Origin of the sequence: Bordetella genomosp. 2 (genome assembly GCF_002261345.1) — a bacterium.
In the GTDB taxonomy this organism is placed as follows: Bacteria; Pseudomonadota; Gammaproteobacteria; order Burkholderiales; family Burkholderiaceae_B; genus Bordetella_A.
In genome coordinates this window covers 554,631-577,564 of the sequence record NZ_NEVT01000003.1, presented here as the reverse complement: position 1 = coordinate 577,564, position 22,934 = coordinate 554,631, and the positions used below count along the sequence as shown (strand labels likewise).

Annotated in this window: 27 protein-coding genes and 2 tRNA genes; 16 read left to right on the top strand and 13 right to left on the bottom strand. The window is 69.4% G+C overall.

Annotation, left to right across the window (positions count from 1 at the left end):
- From CAL24_RS04800 to CAL24_RS04790, 3 genes are read right to left on the bottom strand one after another with little or no spacing between them, the layout of a single operon-like run.
- Positions 1 to 783, bottom strand: a complete 783-nt coding sequence (locus CAL24_RS04800) for a citryl-CoA lyase (RefSeq protein WP_028356583.1) — start codon at positions 781 to 783, stop codon at positions 1 to 3.
- Positions 780 to 2,285: a class I adenylate-forming enzyme family protein gene (locus tag CAL24_RS04795; protein WP_028356584.1), complete on the bottom strand. Its 1,506-nt coding sequence runs from the start codon at positions 2,283 to 2,285 to the stop codon at positions 780 to 782. Before CAL24_RS04795 ends, CAL24_RS04800 begins: the two co-directional genes overlap by 4 nt.
- 20 nt (positions 2,286 to 2,305) lie before the next feature.
- A complete protein-coding gene (locus tag CAL24_RS04790) occupies positions 2,306 to 3,298 on the bottom strand; it encodes a Bug family tripartite tricarboxylate transporter substrate binding protein (protein ID WP_094805874.1) in 993 nt (330 codons plus the stop codon).
- 104 nt (positions 3,299 to 3,402) lie between these two features.
- On the opposite strand from CAL24_RS04790, the gene CAL24_RS04785 reads away from it, so the two are divergent.
- Positions 3,403 to 4,152 carry an IclR family transcriptional regulator gene (locus CAL24_RS04785; protein WP_094805873.1) on the top strand — a complete coding sequence of 250 codons (750 nt, stop codon included), beginning with the start codon at positions 3,403 to 3,405 and terminating at the stop codon, positions 4,150 to 4,152.
- Between the two features lie 29 nt (positions 4,153 to 4,181).
- Here the strand turns inward: CAL24_RS04785 and CAL24_RS04780 are convergent, their stop codons facing one another.
- Positions 4,182 to 5,096 (bottom strand): LysR substrate-binding domain-containing protein, encoded by a 915-nt coding sequence (locus CAL24_RS04780; RefSeq protein WP_094805872.1) that lies wholly within the window; start codon positions 5,094 to 5,096, stop codon positions 4,182 to 4,184.
- A gap of 81 nt (positions 5,097 to 5,177) precedes the next feature.
- On the opposite strand from CAL24_RS04780, the gene CAL24_RS04775 reads away from it, so the two are divergent.
- Positions 5,178 to 5,828, top strand: coding sequence for a glutathione S-transferase family protein (locus tag CAL24_RS04775; protein ID WP_094805871.1), 651 nt, complete (start codon positions 5,178 to 5,180; stop codon positions 5,826 to 5,828).
- A 5-nt stretch (positions 5,829 to 5,833) separates the two neighbouring features.
- On the opposite strand, the gene CAL24_RS04770 is transcribed toward CAL24_RS04775, so the two are convergent.
- Both CAL24_RS04770 and CAL24_RS04765 read right to left on the bottom strand, forming a co-directional pair.
- Positions 5,834 to 6,640 (bottom strand): class I SAM-dependent methyltransferase, encoded by an 807-nt coding sequence (locus CAL24_RS04770; protein WP_249278475.1) that lies wholly within the window; start codon positions 6,638 to 6,640, stop codon positions 5,834 to 5,836.
- A complete protein-coding gene (locus tag CAL24_RS04765) occupies positions 6,637 to 7,197 on the bottom strand; it encodes a DUF2478 domain-containing protein (RefSeq protein WP_094805869.1) in 561 nt (186 codons plus the stop codon). The genes CAL24_RS04770 and CAL24_RS04765 overlap by 4 nt, the downstream gene beginning before the upstream one ends.
- Positions 7,198 to 7,344: 147 nt before the next feature.
- Here CAL24_RS04765 and CAL24_RS04760 point away from each other — a divergent pair.
- From CAL24_RS04760 to CAL24_RS04725, 8 genes are all read left to right on the top strand, one after another.
- A tRNA-Gly gene (locus CAL24_RS04760) sits at positions 7,345 to 7,420 on the top strand.
- Between the two features lie 159 nt (positions 7,421 to 7,579).
- A tRNA-Cys gene (locus CAL24_RS04755) sits at positions 7,580 to 7,653 on the top strand.
- A gap of 116 nt (positions 7,654 to 7,769) precedes the next feature.
- Positions 7,770 to 8,147 (top strand): PH domain-containing protein, encoded by a 378-nt coding sequence (locus CAL24_RS04750; protein ID WP_028356590.1) that lies wholly within the window; start codon positions 7,770 to 7,772, stop codon positions 8,145 to 8,147.
- A gap of 45 nt (positions 8,148 to 8,192) precedes the next feature.
- Positions 8,193 to 8,780, top strand: a complete 588-nt coding sequence (locus tag CAL24_RS04745) for a DUF2946 family protein (protein ID WP_028356591.1) — start codon at positions 8,193 to 8,195, stop codon at positions 8,778 to 8,780.
- Between the two features lie 75 nt (positions 8,781 to 8,855).
- Positions 8,856 to 9,437, top strand: coding sequence for an NUDIX hydrolase (locus tag CAL24_RS04740; protein ID WP_094805868.1), 582 nt, complete (start codon positions 8,856 to 8,858; stop codon positions 9,435 to 9,437).
- Between the two features lie 2 nt (positions 9,438 to 9,439).
- The gene (gene aat, locus CAL24_RS04735; RefSeq protein ID WP_028356593.1) at positions 9,440 to 10,201 is read left to right on the top strand and encodes a leucyl/phenylalanyl-tRNA--protein transferase; all 762 of its coding nucleotides are present in this window, start codon (positions 9,440 to 9,442) and stop codon (positions 10,199 to 10,201) included.
- 63 nt (positions 10,202 to 10,264) lie between these two features.
- On the top strand, positions 10,265 to 10,999 hold the full coding sequence (locus CAL24_RS04730) for an arginyltransferase (protein WP_028356594.1): 735 nt from the start codon (positions 10,265 to 10,267) through the stop codon (positions 10,997 to 10,999).
- 39 nt (positions 11,000 to 11,038) lie between these two features.
- A complete protein-coding gene (locus CAL24_RS04725) occupies positions 11,039 to 12,082 on the top strand; it encodes a quinone-dependent dihydroorotate dehydrogenase (RefSeq protein ID WP_094805867.1) in 1,044 nt (347 codons plus the stop codon).
- 161 nt (positions 12,083 to 12,243) lie between these two features.
- Here CAL24_RS04725 and phaP read toward each other — a convergent pair whose 3' ends face one another.
- A complete protein-coding gene (gene phaP / locus CAL24_RS04720) occupies positions 12,244 to 12,822 on the bottom strand; it encodes a TIGR01841 family phasin (protein ID WP_028356596.1) in 579 nt (192 codons plus the stop codon).
- 330 nt (positions 12,823 to 13,152) lie between these two features.
- On the opposite strand from phaP, the gene CAL24_RS04715 reads away from it, so the two are divergent.
- Positions 13,153 to 14,130 carry a tripartite tricarboxylate transporter substrate binding protein BugD gene (locus CAL24_RS04715; protein WP_094805866.1) on the top strand — a complete coding sequence of 326 codons (978 nt, stop codon included), beginning with the start codon at positions 13,153 to 13,155 and terminating at the stop codon, positions 14,128 to 14,130.
- Positions 14,131 to 14,240: 110 nt separating this feature from the next.
- On the opposite strand, the gene CAL24_RS04710 is transcribed toward CAL24_RS04715, so the two are convergent.
- From CAL24_RS04710 to CAL24_RS04700, 3 genes are all read right to left on the bottom strand, one after another.
- Complete coding sequence (locus tag CAL24_RS04710) at positions 14,241 to 15,092, bottom strand: IclR family transcriptional regulator (protein ID WP_028356598.1); 852 nt, start codon at positions 15,090 to 15,092, stop codon at positions 14,241 to 14,243.
- Between the two features lie 158 nt (positions 15,093 to 15,250).
- Positions 15,251 to 16,054: a competence/damage-inducible protein A gene (locus CAL24_RS04705; RefSeq protein ID WP_094805865.1), complete on the bottom strand. Its 804-nt coding sequence runs from the start codon at positions 16,052 to 16,054 to the stop codon at positions 15,251 to 15,253.
- Between the two features lie 21 nt (positions 16,055 to 16,075).
- The gene (locus CAL24_RS04700) at positions 16,076 to 16,879 is read right to left on the bottom strand and encodes an EI24 domain-containing protein (protein ID WP_028356600.1); all 804 of its coding nucleotides are present in this window, start codon (positions 16,877 to 16,879) and stop codon (positions 16,076 to 16,078) included.
- A 63-nt stretch (positions 16,880 to 16,942) separates the two neighbouring features.
- On the opposite strand from CAL24_RS04700, the gene CAL24_RS04695 reads away from it, so the two are divergent.
- Positions 16,943 to 17,326, top strand: a complete 384-nt coding sequence (locus CAL24_RS04695; RefSeq protein WP_028356601.1) for a thioredoxin family protein — start codon at positions 16,943 to 16,945, stop codon at positions 17,324 to 17,326.
- A 7-nt stretch (positions 17,327 to 17,333) separates the two neighbouring features.
- Here CAL24_RS04695 and CAL24_RS04690 read toward each other — a convergent pair whose 3' ends face one another.
- The 3 genes from CAL24_RS04690 to CAL24_RS04680 all read right to left on the bottom strand — a co-directional run bounded on the left by CAL24_RS04690 (position 17,334) and on the right by CAL24_RS04680 (position 19,907).
- Entirely contained in the window at positions 17,334 to 18,758 is a 1,425-nt protein-coding gene (locus tag CAL24_RS04690) for a DEAD/DEAH box helicase (RefSeq protein WP_028356602.1), read from the bottom strand.
- Positions 18,759 to 18,903: 145 nt separating this feature from the next.
- A complete protein-coding gene (locus tag CAL24_RS04685; RefSeq protein ID WP_028356603.1) occupies positions 18,904 to 19,239 on the bottom strand; it encodes an AzlD domain-containing protein in 336 nt (111 codons plus the stop codon).
- Positions 19,236 to 19,907, bottom strand: a complete 672-nt coding sequence (locus CAL24_RS04680) for an AzlC family ABC transporter permease (RefSeq protein WP_094806496.1) — start codon at positions 19,905 to 19,907, stop codon at positions 19,236 to 19,238. Before CAL24_RS04680 ends, CAL24_RS04685 begins: the two co-directional genes overlap by 4 nt.
- 261 nt (positions 19,908 to 20,168) lie before the next feature.
- On the opposite strand from CAL24_RS04680, the gene CAL24_RS04675 reads away from it, so the two are divergent.
- The 4 genes from CAL24_RS04675 to CAL24_RS04660 are packed head-to-tail and all read left to right on the top strand — an operon-like array spanning position 20,169 to position 22,916.
- Positions 20,169 to 21,089 carry a branched-chain amino acid transaminase gene (locus tag CAL24_RS04675; RefSeq protein ID WP_028356605.1) on the top strand — a complete coding sequence of 307 codons (921 nt, stop codon included), beginning with the start codon at positions 20,169 to 20,171 and terminating at the stop codon, positions 21,087 to 21,089.
- A 54-nt stretch (positions 21,090 to 21,143) separates the two neighbouring features.
- Positions 21,144 to 21,362, top strand: coding sequence for a zinc-finger domain-containing protein (locus CAL24_RS04670; RefSeq protein ID WP_028356606.1), 219 nt, complete (start codon positions 21,144 to 21,146; stop codon positions 21,360 to 21,362).
- Between the two features lie 16 nt (positions 21,363 to 21,378).
- Positions 21,379 to 21,801 (top strand): YybH family protein, encoded by a 423-nt coding sequence (locus CAL24_RS04665; RefSeq protein ID WP_028356607.1) that lies wholly within the window; start codon positions 21,379 to 21,381, stop codon positions 21,799 to 21,801.
- A 14-nt stretch (positions 21,802 to 21,815) separates the two neighbouring features.
- The gene (locus CAL24_RS04660; RefSeq protein ID WP_094805864.1) at positions 21,816 to 22,916 is read left to right on the top strand and encodes a YheT family hydrolase; all 1,101 of its coding nucleotides are present in this window, start codon (positions 21,816 to 21,818) and stop codon (positions 22,914 to 22,916) included.
- Positions 22,917 to 22,934 lie beyond the last annotated feature (18 nt).

The window sequence follows — 22,934 nt, the reverse complement described above, 5'->3', positions numbered from 1 at the left end:
TCAGCCCTCCTCGTGATGCGCGGATTTCCCGGCGCCCACATAAGGAATGGCGCGGTCGATGGTTTCCCAGATGTAGCGGCCGGCGGGGCATTGCTGCTCTTCGGCCACGTGCGAGACCAGGCCGGCGGCGCGCGAGATGACGGCGAAACCGCGCATCAGCGTGGTGGGGATGCCGATCTCGCCCAGCAGGGCCGCCACCGCCCCGGTGGCATTGATCGTGATGTGGCGGCCGTACACCTCGTCCACCGTGCGGGCCAGCAGCTCCAGCGCCCCGACCCACTTGCCTTGCAGGTCGGGCTCGGCGCGCGCCAGCTGCAGCAGCTTGATGGAGCGCGGATCGTCCGGCTTGTGCAGGTGATGGCCGAAACCGGGCAACGGCTTGCTGGCCTGGCGATGAGTTTGCACGATGGCGCGCGCCTCGGCGGCGGGGTCGTCCGCCCGCAGGATCTGGTCGAGCAGCTGCGAGCAGTTCTCCATGGTGCCCACGAAACTGCTGCCTACGGCCATCAGGCCGGCGGCCACGGCGCCCTGCAGGTTCTCCGGGGCGCTCATGTAGACGACGCGGGTGGCAATGGCGCTGGGGGTCAGGCCGTGCTCCATCAAGGTGATGAGCACCGCGTCGACGATGCGCAAATCGACCGGCCGCGCCTCGCGGCCCATGATCTGCGAGAACATGACTTCGGTGAAGGTTTTCTTGCCGATCAGGTCCTCGACCAGGTCGGCGTCGCGGTACGACATGCCCTCCAGGTGGTGGGCGCACAGGCGGGTGACGGGGCGGTTCATGCGATCTCCTTGATGACGGAATCCCGGACGACGTTCTTGAGCACCTTGCCCACGGACGAACGCGGCAGGCTGGCGAAAACATGGATGCGCTTGGGCGTATGCACGGGTCCGAGCTTGTCGCGGACGAAGGCCATCAGTTCCTGCGGCTCGGCGCTGGCGCCGCCATGGAACTGCACCGCCGCCTGCACGGCCTCGCCCCATTTATCGTCGGGGATGCCGAACACCGCGCACTCGTAGACGGCCGGATGCCGGGCCAGGGCATTCTCGACGTCGATGGGATAGACGTTGAAGCCCCCCGTGATGATGACGTCGCGCAGGCGGTCCTTGATATACAGATAGCCGCGCTCGTCGACCACGCCCACATCGCCGGTGTGCAGCCAGCCGTCGACGATGGTCTCGGCGGTCTTGTTCGGCAGGCGCCAGTAGCCCGTCATGACCAGGTCGCCGCGCACCACCACTTCGCCCGCCTGCCCGGCCGGCAGCAGGCGGCCCTCGCGGTCCATGATGGCGAACTCGGAAAACCAGGTGGCGCGCCCCGCCGACCCCAGGTTGGCCGGCTCGGCCAGCTCGGCCGGGGTAATGGCGGTAACGATCTGCGGCGATTCGGTCTGGCCGTAGGTCGCGCCCACCACCGGGCCGAAGAAGTCGCGCACCTGCTCGAACTTTTCCACCGGCATGGGCGCGCCGCCGTAGATCAGGTTGCGCAGGCGCGGGAAATCCGCCCGCGACACGCCGGGCTGCGCCATCAGCATGTAGATCAGCGTGGGCGGCATGAAGGCCAGCGTGCCGCCGCGCTCGCGGAACGCCGCGGTAATGGCCGCCGGCGAGGATTCCGCCAGGAACAGGTGGGTGCCGCCCTGCGCCAGCACGGGCAACAGATAAGTCGACGTCCCGTGCGTCACCGGCGCGGCCACGACATAGCGGTCTTCGCTGGTCAGCTGCCAGGCGTGGATCTGGTTGACGATGACGGCATTCCAGGCGCGGTACGGCTGCATCACGCCCTTGGGCAGGCCGGTCGTGCCGCCGGTGAACTTGATGGCCTGGGTGGCATCGGTACCGGGCTCGCAACGGACCGGCGCGCGCCCCGCGTAGGCTTGCAGCAGGCTTGCCAGCGACAGGTCGCCCTGGCTGGCGTCCAGGCGCACGTGCACCGACGCCGCGCCTTGCACCAATGGCGCGCCGACCTGGTCGGTGATCACGATACCGGGCTCGGTCGCTGCGACGATGCGCGCGATCTCCGGCGCGGTGCTGCGGTAGTTCAGCGGCACCCAGACCTTGCCGGCCGCCAGCACCGCCAGCAGGGCCACCGCGTGCTGCGCGGTATTGCCGGCGCAGATCGCCACCCGGCTCTGCGGGGCGGGATCCAGCGCCTGCAGGGCCGCGCCCAGCGCCTGCACTTCGTCGCGCAGCCGCGCGTAGGTCCAGGCGCCCTGCGGCGTGTCCAGCGCGATGCGCCCGGGATAGCGGGCGGCTGCCCGGAGAAAGAAGTCAATCGGATACACGTACGGCTCCTGGGGTCCTGCTATTGCACTTTGAGGCCGGCCGTGGTCACGACCTTGCCCCACTTGTCGATTTCGCTGTCTATGAATTTCTGCAAGGTCGCCGGCGTATTGGGCTCGGCCGGCAGCACGAAGCCGGCGGCGGCATAGGCTTCCCGCATGGCGGCGCTGCCCAGGCCCTGGTTGATGGCCTCGTTCAGCTTGGCGACGACGGGCTGCGGCGTCTTGGCGGGCGCCATCACCGCGAACCAGGACTGCACCGAAAAGCCGGGCAGGCCGGACTCCGCCAGCGTCGGCACGTCGGGGGCAAAGGGCGCCCGCTCCAGCGAGGTCACGCCCAGGGCGCGCAGCTTGCCGGCCTTCACGTGGGGCAGCGACGAGGGCAGGTTGTCGAACATGGAATCCACCTGCCCGCCCAGCAGATCGGCCACCGCCGGGCCGCTGCCACGATACGGCACATGCAGGATGTCGGTGCCGGTTTCCATCTTGAAGATCTCGCACGACAGGTGGATGGACGAGCCGCTGCCGGACGACGCGCAGGTCAGCTTGCCGGGATGCTGCTTGGCGTAGGCGATGTATTCCTGCACCGACTTGATCGGCAGCTTGGGATGCACCACCAGGATGTTCGGAATGGTGGCCAGCAGCGCCACCGGCGCGAAATCCTGCTTGAAATCGTAGTTGAGCTTTTCGTAGAGGGTGCGATTGATCGTGTTGGCGATCGAACCCACGTACAGCGTGTAGCCGTCCGGCTTGGCGCGCGCCACCACTTCGGCGCCGATGTTGCTGTTGGCCCCGGTGCGGTTTTCCACGACCACGGGCTGCCCCAGCGAGTCCGACAGGGACTTGGCGATCAGGCGCGCCACGATGTCGGTGGCCCCGCCGGCCGCGTAGCCGACGACCAGCGTCACCGGCCGCTCAGGGTATGCCTCGGCGGCCCGCGCGGCGGTTGGCAACAGCGCGGCGCCCGCCAGCAGCAACGCCGCCGTCCGGGCCATGGATCGAAAAACAGAATGCATGATGGTCTCCTAGCTTTTTTGTTCATTATTCAAACAACACTGCCTGGCAGCCGGTATATGATCGGCGTGCACAGGGCAATTGGAAAAACAATCTCGTTCAAATAATGAACAAACAGGAAACCGGCGACTCGGGGGCGCGCACGCTGCGGCGCGGCCTGCACATCCTGGCGGCGCTGCGCGGCGCGCCCGACGGGCTGGACATTCTCGGCATTGCGCGCGCCCTGGCCATGCAGCGGACCAGCGTGTACCGCTATGTCTCCGTGCTGGTCGAGGAAGGCTACGCCACGCGCGGCCCGGACGATGGCAAGTACCGTGTGGCATCCGCCTGGGCCCAGCCGGCCGATGCGCGCGCGCTGTCGGTGGCGCAACTGGCGCCCGCCATGCGGCGCATCAGCGACGAAACGGGCGATTCTTCTTTCCTGATCAGCCGGGTCGGCTCGGACTCACTGTGCCTGCATCGGGAGATCGGCAGCTATCCCGTGCAAGTGCTGGCGGTCACCATCGGACACCGGCAGCCGCTGGGAGTCGGCGCGGCCGGCCTGGCCCTGCTGGCGGCGCTGCCGGCCGACGAGGCCGAGGCGGTGATGCAGCAGAACCGCGAAGCGCTGCGTTCGTACGGGAACATGACGATCGCGCGCATGCGGCTGCTGGTGAAAGCGACCCGCGACCGCGGCTGGTCGGTAGTGGGCAACGCCGCGGTGCCGGGCGTGCTGGGGGTCGGCGTCGCGCTGCGCGACGCCGCGGGCTACCCGCGCCTGGCGGTCAGCGTGTCGTGCATCGTCGACCGCATGCCGGCGGCCCGCCAGCGCACGATCGCCGAACTGATCCGGCGCGAGACGGGCGCCGTCGCCTGACGCGGCCAGCCGCGGGCCGGGCCTCGCCGTCAGCGCGCGGCGGCTCGCGCTTCGCGGCACAGCCAGCGCCGCAGGGCCTCGATGGCGGGCAGCTTGTCGCTGTCCGGCCGCCAAACCAGGTAGTGGGCATGCACGTCGGCCATGCCGATGTCCCACAGGCGCGCCAGGCGGCCGTCCGCCAATTGCGCCTCGACCAGGGTGCGGCGCGCCAGCGCCACGCCGGCGCCGGCTTCCGCGGCCGCGAGCAAGGCCTCGGTATCCTCGAAGTGCGGCCCGTCGGCCGGTTCGACCAGGTCCAGGCCGGCAGCCTGGAACCACGGCTCCCAGGGTTGCCAGGTATGGCGCAGCAACACGCAGCGCTGCAGGTCGCGCGGGGTGCGCAGCCGCCGGCCGCGGCGATAGGCCGGGCTCGCCACCGGAAAGATTTCCTCGTCCATCAGCTTGGCGCTTTTCAGTCCCGGCCACTTGCCCGGCCCGTAGCGCAAGGCGACATCGATGCGGTCGCGGCTGTCCAGGCGCGCCAGGCCGGTGCTCGGACGCACCTCCAGCGCAATGCCCGGATGAGCGGCGTGAAAACGCGCGAGACGCGGCCCCAGCCAGCGCTGCGCGAAAGCCGGCAGCACGCTCAGCACCAGCGTGCGGGGAGCGGGCCGGGCGACGACGCGGGCGGACACGGCGGCCGGCCGGCCAAAGGCGCGCTCCAGCACGGACAAGCCCTGCCGAGCCTGCAACGCCAGCGCCTGCGCGTGCGCCGTCGGCGCCACGCCCTGGTGCTCGCGCTCGAACAGCGGCTGGCCCAGCAGCGCTTCCAGCCGGCGGATGTGCTGGCTGACGGCGCCCTGCGTCAGCGCCAGTTCATCCGCGGCGCGGGTGAAGCTGCGCAGCCGCACCGCCGCCTCGAAAGCGCGCAGGGTCTGCAGGGGTGGAAGAGGTCGTCCGGCCATGGTGCGCCATTAATATCACTAATGGCAGGCTCTCACAAATCTTGGTTTGCGGGACGCGCGGGCCGTCCATAGACTGCCCGCATGACCTACCGACTCTTCTATTCCCCCGGCGCCTGCTCCATGGCGGCGCATATCGTCCTCGAAGACGTGCAGGCGGATTTCACGCTGGAACACGTCGACCTTGCGCAGGGCGCCAACCATCGACCCGAATACCTGGCCATCAATCCCAAGGCGCGTGTACCGGCGCTGGGCATCCCCGGCCAGGCACGGGTACTGACCGAACTGCACGCCATTCTGGTCTATCTGGCGCGCCAGTATCCACAAGCCGGCCTGCTGCCCCACGGCGACCCGCTGGCCGAGGCGCGCTGCCACGAATGGCTGGGCTGGCTGTCGGGCTGGGTGCACGGCACCGGCTACGGCGGCATCTGGCGGCCCGAGCGCTTCAGCGCCGAGACCGCGCACCATGAGGCGATCCGGTCGCACGCCCGGCGCACCATCAGCGCGGCATGCCAGGTCATCGAGCAGCAGTTCGCCGATGGCCGGCGCTGGGCGCTGCCGGGCGGCTGCACCGTCGTGGACCCGTTCCTGCTGGTGCTGTACCGGTGGGGCAACCGCATCGGCCTGGAGATGCGCAAGGATTGTCCGGCCTGGACCGACGCCAGCCTGCGGCTGGCCGAAAGGCCGGCCGTGCAGGCGGTGTTGCGGCGCGAGGCCGTGTCGCTGGACGGCTGAGCGCGCTAGGGCCGCCCGGCCTCGTCCGCGCGCCAATGAATGAAAGCCCAGCGCAGCGGCGCGCCGGCGCGGGCGCGCGGCGAGGCGCCGTCATACCAGGCGCGCAAGCGTTCGCGCTCGTTGTCGTCCAGCCCGCCCATCGAGCGCGCCACGCGGCGCGCGTAGTCGTCGAAATCGGCGGCGCTGGCCAGCTGGCTGTCCACGGTGATGTAGTCGACCGCGGCATGAATGCCCATGCCGTGCAGGATATTCAGCACGTAGATGTAATCCGGCATGGGCGGCCGCTCGCGGCCGACGACGCGCTGGATGGCCGGATCGATGAAATGCCCGCCCGCCAGGTGGGTCAGGTAGACATGCCGGCGCGCCTTCTCATGCAGCTTGGCCAGCGCGGCGGCCAGGTCCTCGACCACGGTGGAGCGCGAGGCCACCACGATGTCGCACACGGGCACGTCGCTCCAGTCGTCCTCCCAGGCGCGCAGCAGCGGCCGCACGTTGGCCAGCCCCTGGGCCCGGGCGTGCTGCGCCAGGGCGTCGAGCATGCCCTGGCTGTAGTCCATGCCGACCACCCGCTCCAGCCGTCGCGCCAGCGGCAAGGCCAGCGTGCCGGGCCCGCAGCCCACGTCCAGCAGGCTGCGCGCGCCGTCGAGCGCCATGCGGCCGATGAAGTCCTGGGCATAGCGGCTGTGCGTCATGCGGCGGGCCAGCTCGGCGGCCCGCGCATCCCAGGCCTGGGCCGGCTTGGGCTGCCCGCGCGACGCGGCCAGGTGTTCGCGGTACAACTGCGCGAAATCAATCGACGCGCTACGCATCATGCCGCGCCCGCCCCCGCGGCGGCCCCGGGCCGGACCACGGCATCGAACCAGGCCTGCAGGGCCGGCCGGTCGAGCGGCAGTTCGGCGCCGGCCTGGCCCGTGAAGCGGCGCCAGTCGGGCAGGAAACGCGCCGCCACCACGGTCAGCAGGGGAATGCCCTCGCTCATCAGCGCCAGCATCTCCGGGGCAAAGCCGCGGCCGGCGGCTTCCAGCTCGCCATAGCGGTTGACGATGGCCAGCTCGGCGCGCGCATCCAGGGCCGCGCGCAGCACCTGGCTGGCCACCGCCAGGCCGCCGGGATCGACGCTGCAGGCCCGCGAGCCGGGGCCGAGATCCTGCGACACGCGGTACGCGCGGCCGGAACGCAGGTCGACCAGCCGCCGCCGCGGCGCCCCGCCGCCCGGCGCCGGCGCGGCCTGCTGCAACAGGCCGTGCAGCCGGTGGCCGCGCGCCAGCATATCGGCCGCGAATGCCGCCAGCAGCGCGTCGGCGCCGCCGGAGGCATCGCGATAAACCAGGGCGGCGACGGGGATCTGGAAATCGATGGGGGGTGACATGCGCCCCACTCTATACCGCCCGGCCGCGGGCCGGTAGCCCTGCCGACGGCCTAGGATGCCCGGGGGATGGCAACGCGCAAAAAATGATGCTATACTTTCGTTCTTTGGTGCTTTTCCTTCTACGCAAGGCAGGCAACCAAGCCCCAAGCGGGAATAGCTCAGTTGGTAGAGCGCAACCTTGCCAAGGTTGAGGTCGCGAGTTCGAGACTCGTTTCCCGCTCCAGAATTTCGCGCTCCGGCAGGCAAGCTGGCCGGGTCGCAGCAAAAGGCCCTACGGGGCCTTTTTGTTTGGCCGCGCTCGCCGTGCGCATGGCGGCGCGGTGCCCGCCGCGACACAACGGTACGGATTCCTGTACAATGGCGGGCTTGGCACAACGCCCCTGGCGCAATGGCAGAGTGGTTATGCAGCGGATTGCAAATCCGTGTACGTCGGTTCGATTCCGGCTTGCGCCTCCAGTAGAACAAGGCTCCCAGCAATGGGGGCCTTTTTCGTTGGGCGCCTCGGCTGGTATAACCACCCCGCACTCACGCAAACCACCCGCAGAAACCACCCGCGCTAACGGGAGACCCGCATGGGATTGATGGACGGATTGCTCGGCAATGCCAGCGAACTCAGCATCGCGCAGGCCGAAAGCGAGATCGGCCAGTTGCTCGACGAGGGCGAACGCATCGAACTGGCGTACAAGCTGGTCCGTGACATGTTCTGCCTGACCGACCGGCGGCTGATCCTCATCGACAAGCAGGGCCTCACCGGCCGCAAGATCGAATATCACTCGATCCCGTACAAGAGCATCTCTCATTTCGCCATCGAGACGACCGGCCACTTCGACCTGGACGCGGAAATGAAGATATGGATCTCCAGCGCCACGGAGCCCATCCAGCGCCAGTTTTCGCGCAAGGTGGACGTGTATAAGGCGCAGCGCATTCTCGCCCGCTACGCGGGAAAGTAGCCCGGACACTTGATTCGCGGGCCGTCGCTCCCGCATATTGTCGCCATGGACCCTTCCGTCAAACAAGCGCTGGCCCGCTGGCCCGATGTTCCCGCGGTCTACGGCTGGCTTTCGCTGGACGAGCGCGCGCGCTGGCGCCTGCATCCGCAAGGCGATGCCGCCGGCGGCGGGCCGGGCGAATCGATCGGCAACACGCAGATCCAGGACTTCATCGGCCGCAACTACGAGGGCGACGACCAGGGCCGCTGGTATTTCCAGAACGGCCCCCAGCGGGTCTACGTGCGCCTGGACGCGGCGCCCTATCTGCTGCGCCTGGCCGGGGACGGCGCCAGCCTGGTCACGCACACCGGCCTGCCGCTGCGCGCCGTGGCCGGCTGGTGGCTGGACGACAGCGGACGCCTGTATGCCCGGGCGGAGCCGGGGCCGGCCATGGTCGAGGGCCGCGACCTGCCCGCCCTGCTGGAACAGTTGCGCAGCGTCGATGGCCGGCCGCTGGCGGATGCGCTGGAGGCCGCCACGGATGAACTCCTGGTGACGCACCCGTCGCTGGCGGCCGCCGCCCCCTTGCATGCGGGCGTGGCGCGCGCCGACATCCCGGCGCTGCTCGGCTTCGTGGCCATGCCGCAGCCTTGAGGCGCGCGCGCGGCGCCGCTGTAGCGGCCCCGACTGCCCGCTCCACGGGCCCCGACTGCCGTTAGAATCGACGCCATGACCGTCCAATCGCCCCCGAAGTATTTCCCCGCGCCGCGCCGCGCGCGCTTCTGCAGCCAATGCGGCGCCCCGATCAACCGGCGGGTGCCCGACGGCGACAACCGCGAGCGCGACATCTGCGACCACTGCGGCGCCATCCATTACCAGAACCCCCGCATGGTGGTGGGCACCGTGCCGGTCTGGGAAGGCCGCATCCTGCTGTGCCGGCGCGCCATCGAGCCGCGCTACGATACCTGGACGCTGCCGGCCGGCTTCATGGAACTGGGCGAAAGCACCGCGCAGGGGGCGGCCCGCGAAACGCTGGAAGAATCCGGCGCGCGCATCGCGTTGGGCCAGTTGTTCACGGTGATCGATGTGCCGCAGATCGAGCAGGTCCATCTGTTCTACCTGGCCGAGGCCTTGGGCCCGGAGCTCGACCCGGGCCCGGAAAGCCTGGAAGCCCGCTACTACGACGAGGCCAACATCCCCTGGGAAGACTTGTCGTTCCGCACGGTGGCCACGACCCTCAAGCAGTTCCTGGAGGACCGCCGGCGCGGCAGCTTCGGCACCCACCACTACACGCTCGAATCGCATCGCTGATCTTGAAGCTGCCCTGGCTTTCCCCCGACACGCCCTTTCCGCCGGTCGAGCACGCCCTGACCGACCCGGACGGCCTGCTGGCCGCGGGCGCCGACTTGTCGCTGGAACGCCTGACCCTGGCGTATTCGAGCGGCATTTTCCCCTGGTACGGCGAGGGCGAACCGATCCTCTGGTGGAGCCCGGACCCGCGCATGGTGCTGGCATGCGCCGATTTCGCGCCTTCGCATTCGCTGCGCAAGCTGCTGCGCCAGATCGCGCGCGACGAGTCCAGCCTGCTGCCGCGCGTGCAGGTGCGCGTGGACACGGCCTTCGAGGCGGTCGTGGCCCATTGCGCGGCGCCGCGCGGCGGCCAGGCGGGCACCTGGATCACGGCCGCCATGCGACGCGCCTATCGTGCCTGGCATGCCGCCGGCGCCGCCCATAGCGTGGAAACCTGGATCGACGGCGAGCTGGCCGGCGGGCTGTACGGCATCAGCCTGGGCCGCATGTTCTTCGGCGAATCGATGTTCACCCGCGTGCCCGACGCGTCCAAGGTCGCGCTGGCCTATCTGGTGGCGTTCCTGCGCCGCGCCGGCGTCGAATGGATCGATTGCCAGCAGCAGACCCGCCACCTGGCCAGCCTGGGCGCCCGGCCGGTGCCGCGCGAGCGCTTCGTGGCGCATGTGCGGGCGGCGGTGGGCGAGCCGCGCCCGGCCTGGCAGCCGGGGCGCCTGGACAGCCTCGGGGTGTTGCATCCGCGCTCGGACTCGCTGCTGTCCTCGTGAGCCGCCCGCTTCGGCGTTAACATGTCTGTTAGCCGCCGGCCCGACGTCCGCGCGGCGCCGCCGATGAGCCAGCTCAAAGAACTCCCTTTCGCCACGCTGCAGTTCTATTCCACGGCCCCTTATCCGTGCAGCTACCTGCCCGGCCGCCAGGCGCGCTCGCAGGTGGCGGCGCCCGGCCACCTGATCAACGCCGGCGCCTATTCCCAACTGGTGGAACAGGGCTTCCGGCGCAGCGGGCTGTTCACCTACCGGCCGCATTGCGACAGCTGCCGGGCCTGTGTGCCGGTGCGCGTGGACACCGCGCGCTTTGCGCCCAGCCGCAGCCAGCGGCGCGCCTGGCGCGGCCACCAAGGGCTGCGCGCGTTCGTGGCCGAGCTGGCCTGGTCGCCGGAACACTACGACCTCTACACCCGCTACCAGCAGGGCCGCCATCCCGGCGGCGGCATGGACGAGGACAGCCGCACCCAATACGCCCAGTTCCTGCTGACCAGCCGGGTCAACACGCGCCTGGTCGAGTTTCGCGAGCCCGACGGCACGCTGGCCATGGTGTCCATCATCGACGTGCTCGACGACGGCCTGTCGTCCGTCTACACCTTCTACGACCCAGCCGCGCGCGGCAGCCTGGGCACGTACAACATCCTGTGGCAGATCGAGCAGTGCCGCACCCTGAACCTGCCCTGGCTGTACCTCGGCTACTGGATCCGCGACAGCCGCAAGATGGCGTACAAATCGGCATTCCGGCCGCTGCAGATGCACCTGGACGGCACCTGGCAGGAACTGCCGGCGGACCAGCCCTGACCCGGCCCGGCCGGCGCAAACTCGCTACAATTGCGCCCCATGTCGATCCTGTTCCAAGCCTACCCCCTGGCGCGTCCGGCGCTGTTCGCCATGGACGCCGAAACCGCCCACGAGGTCACGCTGGCCGGCCTGCAGCGCGCCTACGATTGCGGCGCCACGCGCAAGCTGCTGCGCGACCGTCCCCGCGCGCCCGCCACCCTGATGGGGCTGGCGCTGGACAACCCCGTGGGGCTGGCGGCCGGGCTGGACAAGAACGGCGCCCATATCGACGCGCTGGGCAACCTCGGGTTCGGCTTCGTGGAGGTGGGCACGGTCACGCCGCGGGCGCAGCCGGGCAACCCCAAGCCGCGCATGTTCCGCCTGCCGCGCGCCCAGGCGCTGATCAACCGCCTGGGCTTCAACAACCAGGGGCTGGACGCCTTCATCGCCAATGTGCAGCGCAGCCAGTGGCGCGCCCAGGGGGGCATCCTGGGTCTGAACATCGGCAAGAATGCCGACACGCCCATCGAGCGCGCCGCCGATGATTACCTGCTGGGCCTGGAAGGGGTGTATGCGCACGCCGACTATGTCACGGTGAACATCTCCTCGCCCAACACCAAGAACCTGCGCGCGCTGCAGGGCGGCGACGAACTCGGCGCCCTGCTGGCGCGCCTGCGCGACAAGCGCGCCGAGCTGGCGGACCGCCACCAGCGCCATGTGCCGCTGGCCGTCAAGATCGCGCCCGACCTGTCGCAGGACCAGATCGACGCCATCGCCGACATCCTGCCGCGCCATGGCGTGGACGGCGTCATCGCCACCAATACGACCCTCGCGCGCGACGCGGTGGCCGGCCTGCCCCATGCCAACGAGGCCGGCGGGCTGTCGGGCGCGCCCGTCCACGCCCTGTCGCTGGCCGTCATCGCCCGCCTGCGCGAGCGCATGGGGCCGGACGCCGCCATCATCGGCGTGGGCGGCGTCATGTCCGGCCGCCAGGCCCGGGAAAAGATCGAAGCTGGCGCCAATGCGGTACAGCTGTACACTGGGCTGATCTACCGGGGGCCGGCGCTGGTCGGCGAATGCGTGCGGGCGATCGCAGCCGCCTGACGCCCGCCTCCGCAACGAAAAAGCCTCCCACTGGGAGGCTTTTTCGTTGCAGGGCGGAGCGGGACCAAAAAAAGCCACCCCGAGGGGTGGCCTAATTCCAGCTCTGCTCTGTTTCTCAACAGTACTACAGTCTGGCCGGCGGCAACAGCCCCGCGCGGGCCTCAGGCGGCGGCGCGGCGGCTGCGGGTCGACTTGGTGGCGGCGTCGGCGGCGTCGCTGGCGGCCTTGAAGGTGGCGTTGGCGGCGGCGTTCAGGTTCGACTCGGCCACTTCGGCGGCCTGCTTGGCGGCCTTGGTCAGCGATTCGTAGGCACCGTTGGCCGTGGCCAGCGAGGACTTCAGCAGCGCGACGGCGCTTTCCGAGCCGGTGGGCGCATTCTTGGAGAACTGCTCGACTGCGTCGGCCAATTGCTGCTGGCCTTCGGCGATCTGGGCTTCGGCCAGCTTGGCCAGCTCGCCCTGCACGCCGGCGACGATGTCATACACATGCTTGCCGTAGGCCAGGGCCTTCTCGGCGCCCGGCTGCACCAGCGAACTGGCGAAAGCGGCGGCTTCCTGGGGGTCTTTCACGTCGACCGCCTGCTGCGATTGCTGGGCGACTTCGTCGAGCGTGGCCTTGACGACCTTCAGGTTCAGGTCGACCAGCTTTTCGAAGCCGGCGAACAGGGTGGCCTGGGTGGCGACCAGGGTGTTCAGGGCGGATTTCTGGCGATCCAGAACTTGCTGCGGAATGGCGGTCATGAGGGGCTCCTGGGGCTTGGCGCCGGCGGGGCCGGCGGATAACGTTGCGTGGCGACGAAAAAGTAAACGTGCGCGGGCATGATGTTGCAAGCTATCGCCGGGCGCGTTTGTTGCACTGCACAAAGGCTATTTTACCGACCGAAATACCTCTGTCAAGGGTTTTTGGTGCATTGCAACAAATTAGCTTTGCGCTGCCGCAGAATCGGGGGAAATACCCGGTGACGGCCAGGGCATTGTTTTCTACACTGGCGACCACCTGATGACACTCCAAGAAAGACTCGTCAGTCCCAGTGAAAACACCGCCGCGTACCCCGCGGCACAGGAGACCTCATGACATTCCTCCCCCGTACGCTTTCGGCATTGCTGGCTGCCGGCGCCCTGCTCGCCGCAGGCGCCGCCCAGGCGGAATACCCGGAACGGCCCATCAACATGGTGGTGCCGTTCTCGGCGGGCGGGCCCACCGACAACGTGGCCCGCTCGCTGGCCGAGGCCATGCGCCCGACCCTGGGCCAGACCGTCGTGGTCGAGAACCGCGCGGGCGCGGGCGGCACCATCGGCACGTCCTATGTCGGGCGGGCCGAGGCCGACGGCTACACCGTATTGCTGATGCACCTGGGGTTCACCACGGCTCCCTCCCTGTACAAGGACCCGGGCTACGACCCGTCCAAGAGCTTCGAGCCGGTCGGCCTGGTGGTCGATGTCCCCATGACGGTCATCGCCCGCGAGGACTTCCCGCCCAACAACATCAAGGAGATGGTCGAGTACGTCAAGGCCAACAAGGACAAGGTCTCGCTCGCCAATGCCGGCATCGGCGCCGCCAGCCACCTGTGCGGCACCATGCTGATCGACGCCCTGGGCGTGGACCTGCTCACCATCCCCTACAAGGGTACGGGCCCCGCCATGAACGACCTGCTGGGCAAGCAGGTCGACATGCTGTGCGACCAGACCACCAACACCACCCAGCACATCAACGCCAAGAAGGTGAAGGCCTACGCCGTCACCAGCCTGAAGCGCGTGCCCACCCTGTCCGACCTGCCCACCATGGACGAATCCGGCTTCAAGGGCTTCCAGGTCGGCATCTGGCATGGCATGTGGGTGCCGAAGGGCACGCCGCAGCCGGTGGTGGACAAGCTGGTCAAGGCACTGCAGGCCGGCCTGGCCGATCCGAAGTTCAAGGAACGCATGGCGGGCCTGGGCGCGGAAGTGCTGAACGACGAGGCCAATCCCAAGGCGCTGGACGCCAAGGTGCAGCAGCAAGTGCCGCAATGGGCCGAGCTGTTCAAGAAGGCCGGCGTACCGAAACAATAAGACTAACGATCCCGGCCCTCGGGCCCCCTGGAACCCCCGGCATGCGCCGGGGGTTTTTTATTGCGCCGCCGCCATCCGCCGCGCCACGCTGGCGGCGGATGCGCGCAGGCTCAGGTGCGCACGGCGTGCGGCGCCAGGCCCTTGCCGACGGCCTGGGCTGCCACCGTGGGCTCGTAGCCGAGCGCCTCGGAAATATTGCGGGCGGTCTCGACCAGGGCCTGGATCCATTCGTCCTGCAGCCGTTCGGCGGGGGCCGAGATCGACAGCCCGGCCACCAGCTTGCCGGTGTCGTCGAAAATGCCCGCCGCGATGCAACGCACGCCCAGCTCGAGTTCTTCGTTGTCGCGCGCGTAGCCATGGCGCCGCACCAGCGCCAGCTCGCGTTCGAGGCGCTCGAGTTCGGTGAGGCTGTTGCGGGTATGGCCCGCCAGGCCGGTGCGCAGCGCATAGGCGCGCACCTGCCGGGTATCGTAGGTGGACAGGAACAGCTTGCCGGTGGAGGTCAGGTGCAGCGGCGCGCGCCCGCCGATGGCGCGCACCACCTGCATGCCGGAACGCTCGCTCCAGGCGCGGTCGATGTAGACGATCTCGTCGCCCTGCTGCACCGACAGGTTGATGGTCTGGCCGGTCAGCTTGTGCAGCGAGCGCATGGCGGAAATGGCGGCCTCGCGCACGTTCAGCCGGCCCTTGACCAGCGAGCCCAGTTCGAGCAGGCGCATGCCGAGCTGGTACAGGCCGTTGTCGACCCGTTCGACGTAGCGCCCCACGACCAGGTCGTTGAGGATGCGGTGGGCGGTGGAGGCATGCAGGCCGGTGGTGGCGGACAGCTCTTTCAGCGTGACGGGATCGGGCTGGGCGGCCAGTGCGTCGAGCAGGCGCATGGCGCGTTCGATGACCTGGATGGCAATGGGAGACTGGCCCGGTGCATGCTCGCTGTCCGAGCCCGGCGCAATAGCTGACATGGTGGAAGTCATGGAGGATCGACGGGCGGTTACGTGCCGCCCGCCGCGCGCCGCGACGGATGCCGCAGCGCACCATGGGGCGACTTCCCGTATTGTGAAATCTTGCCGGCGTTTTGGCAAGCCCGCCCGCAAGGGCCGGCCGGTCGCCGCGCCGTGCGCTAGGGCGCCAGGCGCCCGCCCAGGCGCGGCACCTCCGCCTGCAGGAATGCCAGGGCCTGGGCCGCCGCTTCCGGCTCGCCCTTCACGCCCAGCTCGATATGGGCCGGCCTGCCGTCTTCGCCCACGCTGGGCAGGCTGAAGGCCCGCACGGCCGGCCAGCGCTGCTGCAGCGTATCCATGACGGGGGCGATGCGCGATTCGGGGATGCCGAACGCCAGGAACGAATGCTCGGCATGCGCCACGCGGTGGTGCAAGTCCCGGTAGCGGGTATCGAGCGTCCATTCCAGCATCGGCCAGGCCATGATCGGGAAGCCCGGCACGAAGGTATGGTCGCGGATGTAGAAGCCCGGAATGCGGTTGTAGGTGTTGGGGACGATCTCACAGCCGGCCGGGAACATGCCCATCTGCAGGCGCTGCTGGTTCTCGGCGCTGGACATGTCGGCCGTGCCCTGGCCCTTGGCCGCCATTTCGGACACGCGCAGGGTGATGGCCTGTTCCGCCTCGGGATGCAGCTCGAGCGGCACGCCCAGCGCCGCCGCGGCCGCCTGGCGGGTATGGTCGTCGGGAGTGGCGCCGATGCCGCCGCACGACAGCACGATGTCGCCCGAGGCGAAGCTGCGGCGATACGCGGCGGTGAGCACGTCGCGGTCGTCGGGCAGGAATTCGGCCCAGCCCAGGCGCAGGCCGCGCGCGGCGAGCAACTCGACGATCTTGGCGAAGTGCTTGTCCTGGCGGCGCCCGGACAGGATCTCGTCGCCCACGATGATGAGGCCGATGCGGCGGGAGGCGGTTACGTCAGCCATGGCGGTTCCGGTTGGCGAAATTCAGGCTTCGATGAGGCGTTCTTGCCGGAGCCGCCGCAGCGCCTCGAGGCCGTAGTGCGCATAGACCAGGCCGGCATACACCGGCAGGATGATCCAGGCCGGCGGCAGCAGGTTCAAGAGCGAGCAGATCAGCCCGATGATCCAGAAGCCGGTATTGTGGCGCTCGAGCAGGATGCGGCGTTCCTCGGGGCTGGCGTGCTCGACGATGGCGTCGACCCGCATCATGCGCGAGAACGCGAAGGCCCACCAGAAGATCGACAGGATCACCGCCATGGGCGGGATCAGCCAGAACGGCAGGGTCAGCACCCAGCCGGCCGCGAATGCGGCGGTGACCCAGATGGCGTTCCAGACGCTATAGGCGGTGGCATTGCGGCCCTGCCGCGACACGCCGGCATATTCGCGCGCGCCGACGTGGCGCAGCACCAGCGGCATGACGAATACCGCGGCGATGGCCAGGCCCAGGATGCCCGACACGGGCAGCAGGATGGCCGCGGCGAGCACGGGGATGAAATAGAGCTTGATGGAGAACAGGCCGATGCCGACCAGCCAGGCGTCGAAATCGTTGACGACTTGCCATTGCGACGCCTGGGCGTTGAGCCAGTCGGTCAGCGGCGTCCAGAACAGCCAGACCAGCAGGATGGCGCCCAGCAGCGCGATCAGGAACGGCAGCAGCACGGCGAACAGCATGTTGGGATGGCACTGCGACACCAGGGCGCGCTTGAACGCCTGGGCAACGCCGGCGGCGCCGATGGCGGCGGCGCGGGCGGGGGAAGCGGTCGCGTGGTCGGGGCGCGGAGGAATCATGAGGCGAACCGGTCAGTGGACATGCCGGGTATCATAGTCTCAAACACGTTGCGATTTGACGCCATGCCCCTGCTCGTTCCCGGTTCCGACACCCCGGCGCTGCGCGCCGCCTTGCGCGCCAACCCCGACACCTGGCTGGTCGCGTGCTTCTGCGCGGCCTGGTGCGACACCTGCGGACAATATCGCCCGCGGCTGGCCGCGCTGGCCGACAGCCAGCCCGGCCGCGTCTATGCGTGGATCGACATCGAAGACCACCCCGATCTGCTGGGCGACGAAGACGTAGAAAACTTCCCCACCCTGCTGGTGCAGGTCGGCGGGCGGGTAGTGTTCTATGGCCCGATGCTGCCGCACATCGGGCACCTGGAGCGCCTGCTCGAAAGCCTGGGGCCCGACAGCCCCGCGGTGGCCACCCAGCTGCCGGACGTGCCCGCCCTGCTGGCGGCCTAGGTTCGCTTCAGGGCTTGCGGCTGCCGCCCAGCAGCACCGCCACCTGGCGCTTCGGCGTGGCCGGCCGCGTTTCCTGGGCGTCTTCGGTTTTCTGGGCCGGCGCGGCCGGCTCGTAGGGCTTGTAGAAGAAGTCGTCGGCCGGCTGGCGCGGCGCCGACGCATAGGACGAGCCGCCGCGGCGGTCGCGCTCGCGCCCGCGTCCGCGGCTGTCGCGCGAATCGCGGGTATGGCTGCGGATCACCAGGTCGGCCGGCACGTCCAGCGTGCCGCGCGGCACCGGGCGCTTGGTGAGTTTCTCGATGTCCTGCAGGTAGCGCGTCTCGTCGGCGGTGAACAGCGCGATGGCCTCGCCCGACGCGCCGGCGCGGCCGGTGCGGCCGATGCGGTGGACGTAGTCCTCGGCGTTGTGCGGCAGGTCGTAGTTGATGACGCAGGGCACGCCGGCCACATCGAGGCCGCGCGCGGCCACGTCGGTGGCCACCAGCACTTCGAGCTCGCCCGCCTTGAAGGCTTCGAGGGCCTTCATGCGGTCGGCCTGGCTCTTGTCGCCGTGAATGGACTCGGCCCGCACGCCGTCGCGCTCGAGTTCGCGGGCCAGCCGCGCCGTGCCGATCTTGGTGTTCGAGAACACGATGACCTGCTTCAGGCCGCGCGACTTGACCAGGTGCACCACCGCGGCGCGCTTGGCGTCACTGGGCATCTGGTAGGCGATCTGGGTGACCGTGTCGGCCGTGGCGTTGCGCGCGGCGACCTCGATCTCGACCGGCTGGTTCAGGTACGAGCGGCCGAGCTTGCGGATCTCGTTGCTGAACGTGGCCGAGAACAACAGCCCCTGGCGCTGGGCCGGCAACAACCGGACGATGCGGTCCAGGTCGGGCAGGAACCCCATGTCGAGCATGCGGTCGGCCTCGTCCAGCACCAGGATGCCGACCTGGCCCAGGTTGACCGTCTTCTGCTCGACGTGGTCGAGCAGGCGGCCCGGCGTAGCCACCAGGATCTCGCAGCCCCGGCGCAGCGCTTCCTTCTGGGGGCCGATGTCCACCCCGCCGAACACCACCGCCGAGCGCAGCGGGGTGTGCTTGCTGTAGCGCTTGACGCTTTCGTAGACCTGGTCGGCCAGTTCGCGCGTGGGGGTCAGGATGAGCGCCCGCACCGGGTGCCGCGCCGGCGACGCGCTGGTGTTGGCCAGCGGCATCAGGCGATGCAGAATGGGCAGCGTGAACGCCGCGGTCTTGCCCGTGCCTGTCTGCGCCGCGCCCATGACGTCGCGCCCGGCCATCACGACCGGCAGGGCCTGGGCCTGGATCGGCGTGGGAGTGGTGTATCCGGTGGCGGCGACCGACTGGAGCAGTTGGGGATGCAGTCCGAAGTCGGCGAAGGTCTGGGTGGGCGCGTCGGTGGAGGTGGCTGCGGGAGCGATAGAATCAGTCATCAGGATGGGCAGATGCCGGGGCGATGAAAAAGAACAAAACGAGAATGCTGCCAAGCCCGGATTGCTGTGGATAACTTTATTTTAGCGCAGCCGGCCGCCGCGCCGCGAACGGCGTCCGCTGCGCGGCCGGGCGACGGGGGCCGGATCAGCCCGCCAGCCAGCGCAGCACCCAGAGCACGGCCATGCCGGCGACGATGACCAGCACTGCGCTGCGGGTGCGCAGGAACACCACCACGCCGATGGCGGCGGCCACCAGCCGGTAGTCGAAAGCCGGCCCGGCGCCGGCTTTCCAGGGCAGCAGGTCGGGCACGATGATGGCCGTCAGGGCCGCCGCCGGCGCGTAGCGCAGGGCGCGGCGCACTCCGTCGGGCAGCGGCAGGTAATCGCCGAACAGCATGAAGCCGGCGCGCGTCAGCACGCTGCACAGGGCCAGCAGCAGAATGGCGGAATAGACGTAGATCTCGGAAGGCCAGAGCGTCATGCGCGCGCCTTGTGGAAATGGCGTTCGGCCCAGATGCCGGCCAGGATGCCGGCGATGACCGCGGCCGCCAGCCCCAGGCGCAGCGGCAGGAGCTGGCCGACCCAGGCGGTCAGGCCGGCCGCCAGCATGGAGACCAGCATCGGCTTGGAATTGGCCAGCGGCACCGTGATGGCCAGCAGCGCCAGCACGGCGGCGAAGTCCAGCGACCAGGTGGCGGGCACCAGCGTGCCCAGGTAGATGCCGACGATCGACGACGCCTGCCAGACCACCCAGCCGGGCGCGATGGTACCCATGAAGTACCACAGCTGCTCGCGCGTGCCGCGCTCGGCGGCGTCGCCGAAGCGGGGCATGAACAGCACGAAACCCATGTCGGTGGTGAAATAGCCCAGCCCCAGGCGCCGCGGCCAGGACAGGTGGCGGAAATACGGATGCAGGGCGGCGCCGAAAATGATGAAGCGCAGGTTGACCACGCAGCCGGCCATGAAGATGAGCCAGAGCGGCGCGCCGCTGGCGATGAGCGGCAGCGAGGTCAGCTGGGCCGAGCCGGCGTACAGCAGCAGGGTCATGGCCAGCGCCATGGACTCCGTCAGGCCGGACTTGACCATGGCCACCCCGGTGACCAGGCCCCAGGTGCCGGTGGCGATCAGGGCCGGGACGATGGCCTGCACCCCCGAGCGGAACGCCGCGAGGCGTTCCTGCCGGACCAGCGCGGGATCCTCGGCGGGCACTGCGACAGACTCAGGGGGCACCGGGCGCCCCCTGGCAAATGAGACTGGACGGCATGGAACTCATCGGGAAGACAAACACACGCACGCCAGCTTGCCCGGCGCGGCGCCGAGCGGGCTCAGCCCAGTGCTTCGGCGCATAGACAGCGGCATTGTACCCTCGCCGCTTGATACAATAAGCGCCTCTAAGAAGGGGGGAACATCATGTCGATGGCGGACCGTGACGGCTTCATCTGGTACGACGGCAAACTCGTCCCGTGGCGCGAGGCCACGACCCACGTGCTGACCCACTCGCTGCACTACGGCCTGTCGGTGTTCGAAGGGGTGCGCGCCTACAAGACCGACGCGGGCACGGCCATCTTCCGCCTGCAGGACCACACCCGGCGGCTGTGCAATTCCGCCCACATCTACCAGATCCCCATGCCGTTCGACCCCGACACGCTCAACGCGGCGCAATGCGAGGTCGTGCGGGCCAATCGGCTCGAATCCTGCTACCTGCGCCCGCTGGTGTTCTACGGCGCGGAAAAGATGGGCGTGTCGCCCAAGGGCGCCAAGGTCCACGTGGCCATCGCCGCCTGGCCCTGGGGCGCCTACCTGGGCGAAGAGGCCCTGGCGCAGGGCATCCGCGTCAAGGTGTCGTCGTACGCCCGCCAGCACGTCAACGTGACCATGCCGCGCGCCAAGGTGGCCACCACCTACGCCAACTCCATCATCGCCAACGCCGAGGCCCTGCAGGACGGCTACGACGAGGCCCTGCTGCTCGACACCGAGGGCTTCGTGGCCGAAGGCGCCGGCGAGAACATCTTCATCGTCAAGGACGGCGTGGTCTGCGAACCCGAGATCGCCTCCGCCCTCACCGGCATCACCCGCTCCACCGTGCACGCGCTGGCGGCCGACCTGGGGCTGCAGGTGGTCACCAAGCGCCTGACGCGCGACGACATCTACATCGCCGACGAAGCCTTCTTCACCGGCACCGCCGCCGAGGTCACGCCCATCCGCGAAGTCGACAACCGCCGCATCGGCGCGGGCCGGCGCGGGCCGGTCACCGAAAAACTGCAGGCGGCGTTCTTCGACCTGGTCAGCGGGCGCAACCCCAAGTATGCGCACTGGCTGACCCCGGTGTGAACGCATCGCCGCTTTCCTTGTCCCATATCCCGTTCGCTCTATCCAGGAAACACCATGACTGCCGCCGCCCCCGCCGCGTCCGCCACGCCCGCGCATGAAACCATCGAAGTCGGCGCCGAAGACCTGCCCGTCTACTGCCCGGGCCCCAAGGCGCCGCTCTGGAGCATGCATCCCCGCGTCTTCCTCGACGTCACCCGCACCGGCTCGGCCCGCTGCGCCTATTGCGGCGCCGAATACCGCCTCAAGCCCGGCACCGTGGTCCACGGCCACTGAGCCCGCCCGCGCCGCCATGTTCGCCACGCCAGAAGAAGCCGAGCAAGCGTTCTACGAAGCGCTCGAGCAAGCCGACACCGACCGCCTGCGACAGGTCTGGGCCGACGACGAGGAAGTCGTCTGCATCCATCCGGGCGGGCTGCGCGCGGTCGGCCATACGGCGGTATTCGAATCGTGGCAGCAGATCCTGGCGGCCGGCCCGCTGCACATCCGCCCGCTGCGGCCGCTGATCATGCAAAGCATGATGTGCTCGGTCCACACCCTGGTCGAGCAGGTCGCCGCGCGCACGCATGGCGGCACGCAGTACGCCAACTGCTACGCCACCAACATCTATCACAAGGGGCCCACGGGCTGGCGCATGGTCGTGCATCATGCGTCGCCGGCGCCCGCCGACGCCGGGGTACTGGATCTGCACGACGTCCCCGACCGGCTGCACTGACGCGGGTAGAACGCTTGGCCGCCGCCCGACTCGATACCTCGCCCTGCCCCGTTCCCCCCTGGCTGCCCGACCGGCACAGCCAGACGATCTATGCCGCCTTCGTGGCGCAGCATCACCGCATCGCCTTCGTGCGCGAACGGGTCGACACGCCGGATACCGACTTCATCGACATCGACCGGACCGGGCCCGGGCTGTTCCCCCACAAAAGCGCCGACGGCCAACCCATCGACAACGCCACGCCCGTGGTGGCCGGCAAGACGGCCGCCGCCCGCTGGATCACCCCCGCCGACTGGCCGTCGCTGCCGCAGACGCCGGATACCCCCGCCCTGCTGCTGCTGCACGGCCTGGAAGGCGGCAGCCTGAGCCGCTACGCCCAGTCCATCGCCCACCACTTCCGGGCGCGCGGCTGGATCGTCGCCGTGGCCCACTTCCGCGGCTGCTCGGGCGCGCCCAACCGGCTGGCGCGCGCCTATTACTCGGGCGACTCCGCCGAGGTCGGCTTCATGCTGGACACCGTGCGGGCCCGCATCCCGCACGCGCGCTGGCACGCGGTGGGCGTCTCGCTGGGCGGCAACGCGCTGTTGAAATACCTGGGCGAACAGGGCAGCGGCGTGTCGTGGCTGGCCGCCTGCGCCGGCGTATCGGTGCCGCTCGACCTGGTCGCCGGCGGCAATGCGCTGTCGCACGGTTTCTTCAACCGCCGGGTCTACAGCGCGCATTTCCTCAAGACCATGAAGCACAAGGTGCTGGAGAAAGCCCGCCGCTTCCCCGGCGCCATCGATGTCATGCGCATCGCCCACGCGCGCGACCTGCGCGACTTCGACGACGCCTACACGGCGCCCATGCACGGCTTCCGCAACGCGCTGGACTACTGGACCCGCGCCTCCAGCAAGCCGTGGCTGACCGGCATCGCGGTTCCCACGCTGGTGCTGAACGCGCGCAACGACCCGTTCCTGCCCGAAAGCGCCCTGCCGCTGCCGCGCGAATGCTCGGAACACGTGCTGTTGCACCAGCCGGCCGAAGGCGGGCACGCGGGCTTTCCCACCGGCCCCTTCCCGGCCCACCTGGGCTGGCTGCCGCAGCGGCTGGGCCGCTTCTTCGAGACCGGCCTGTAAGGGCCGGCGTCCGCCCGC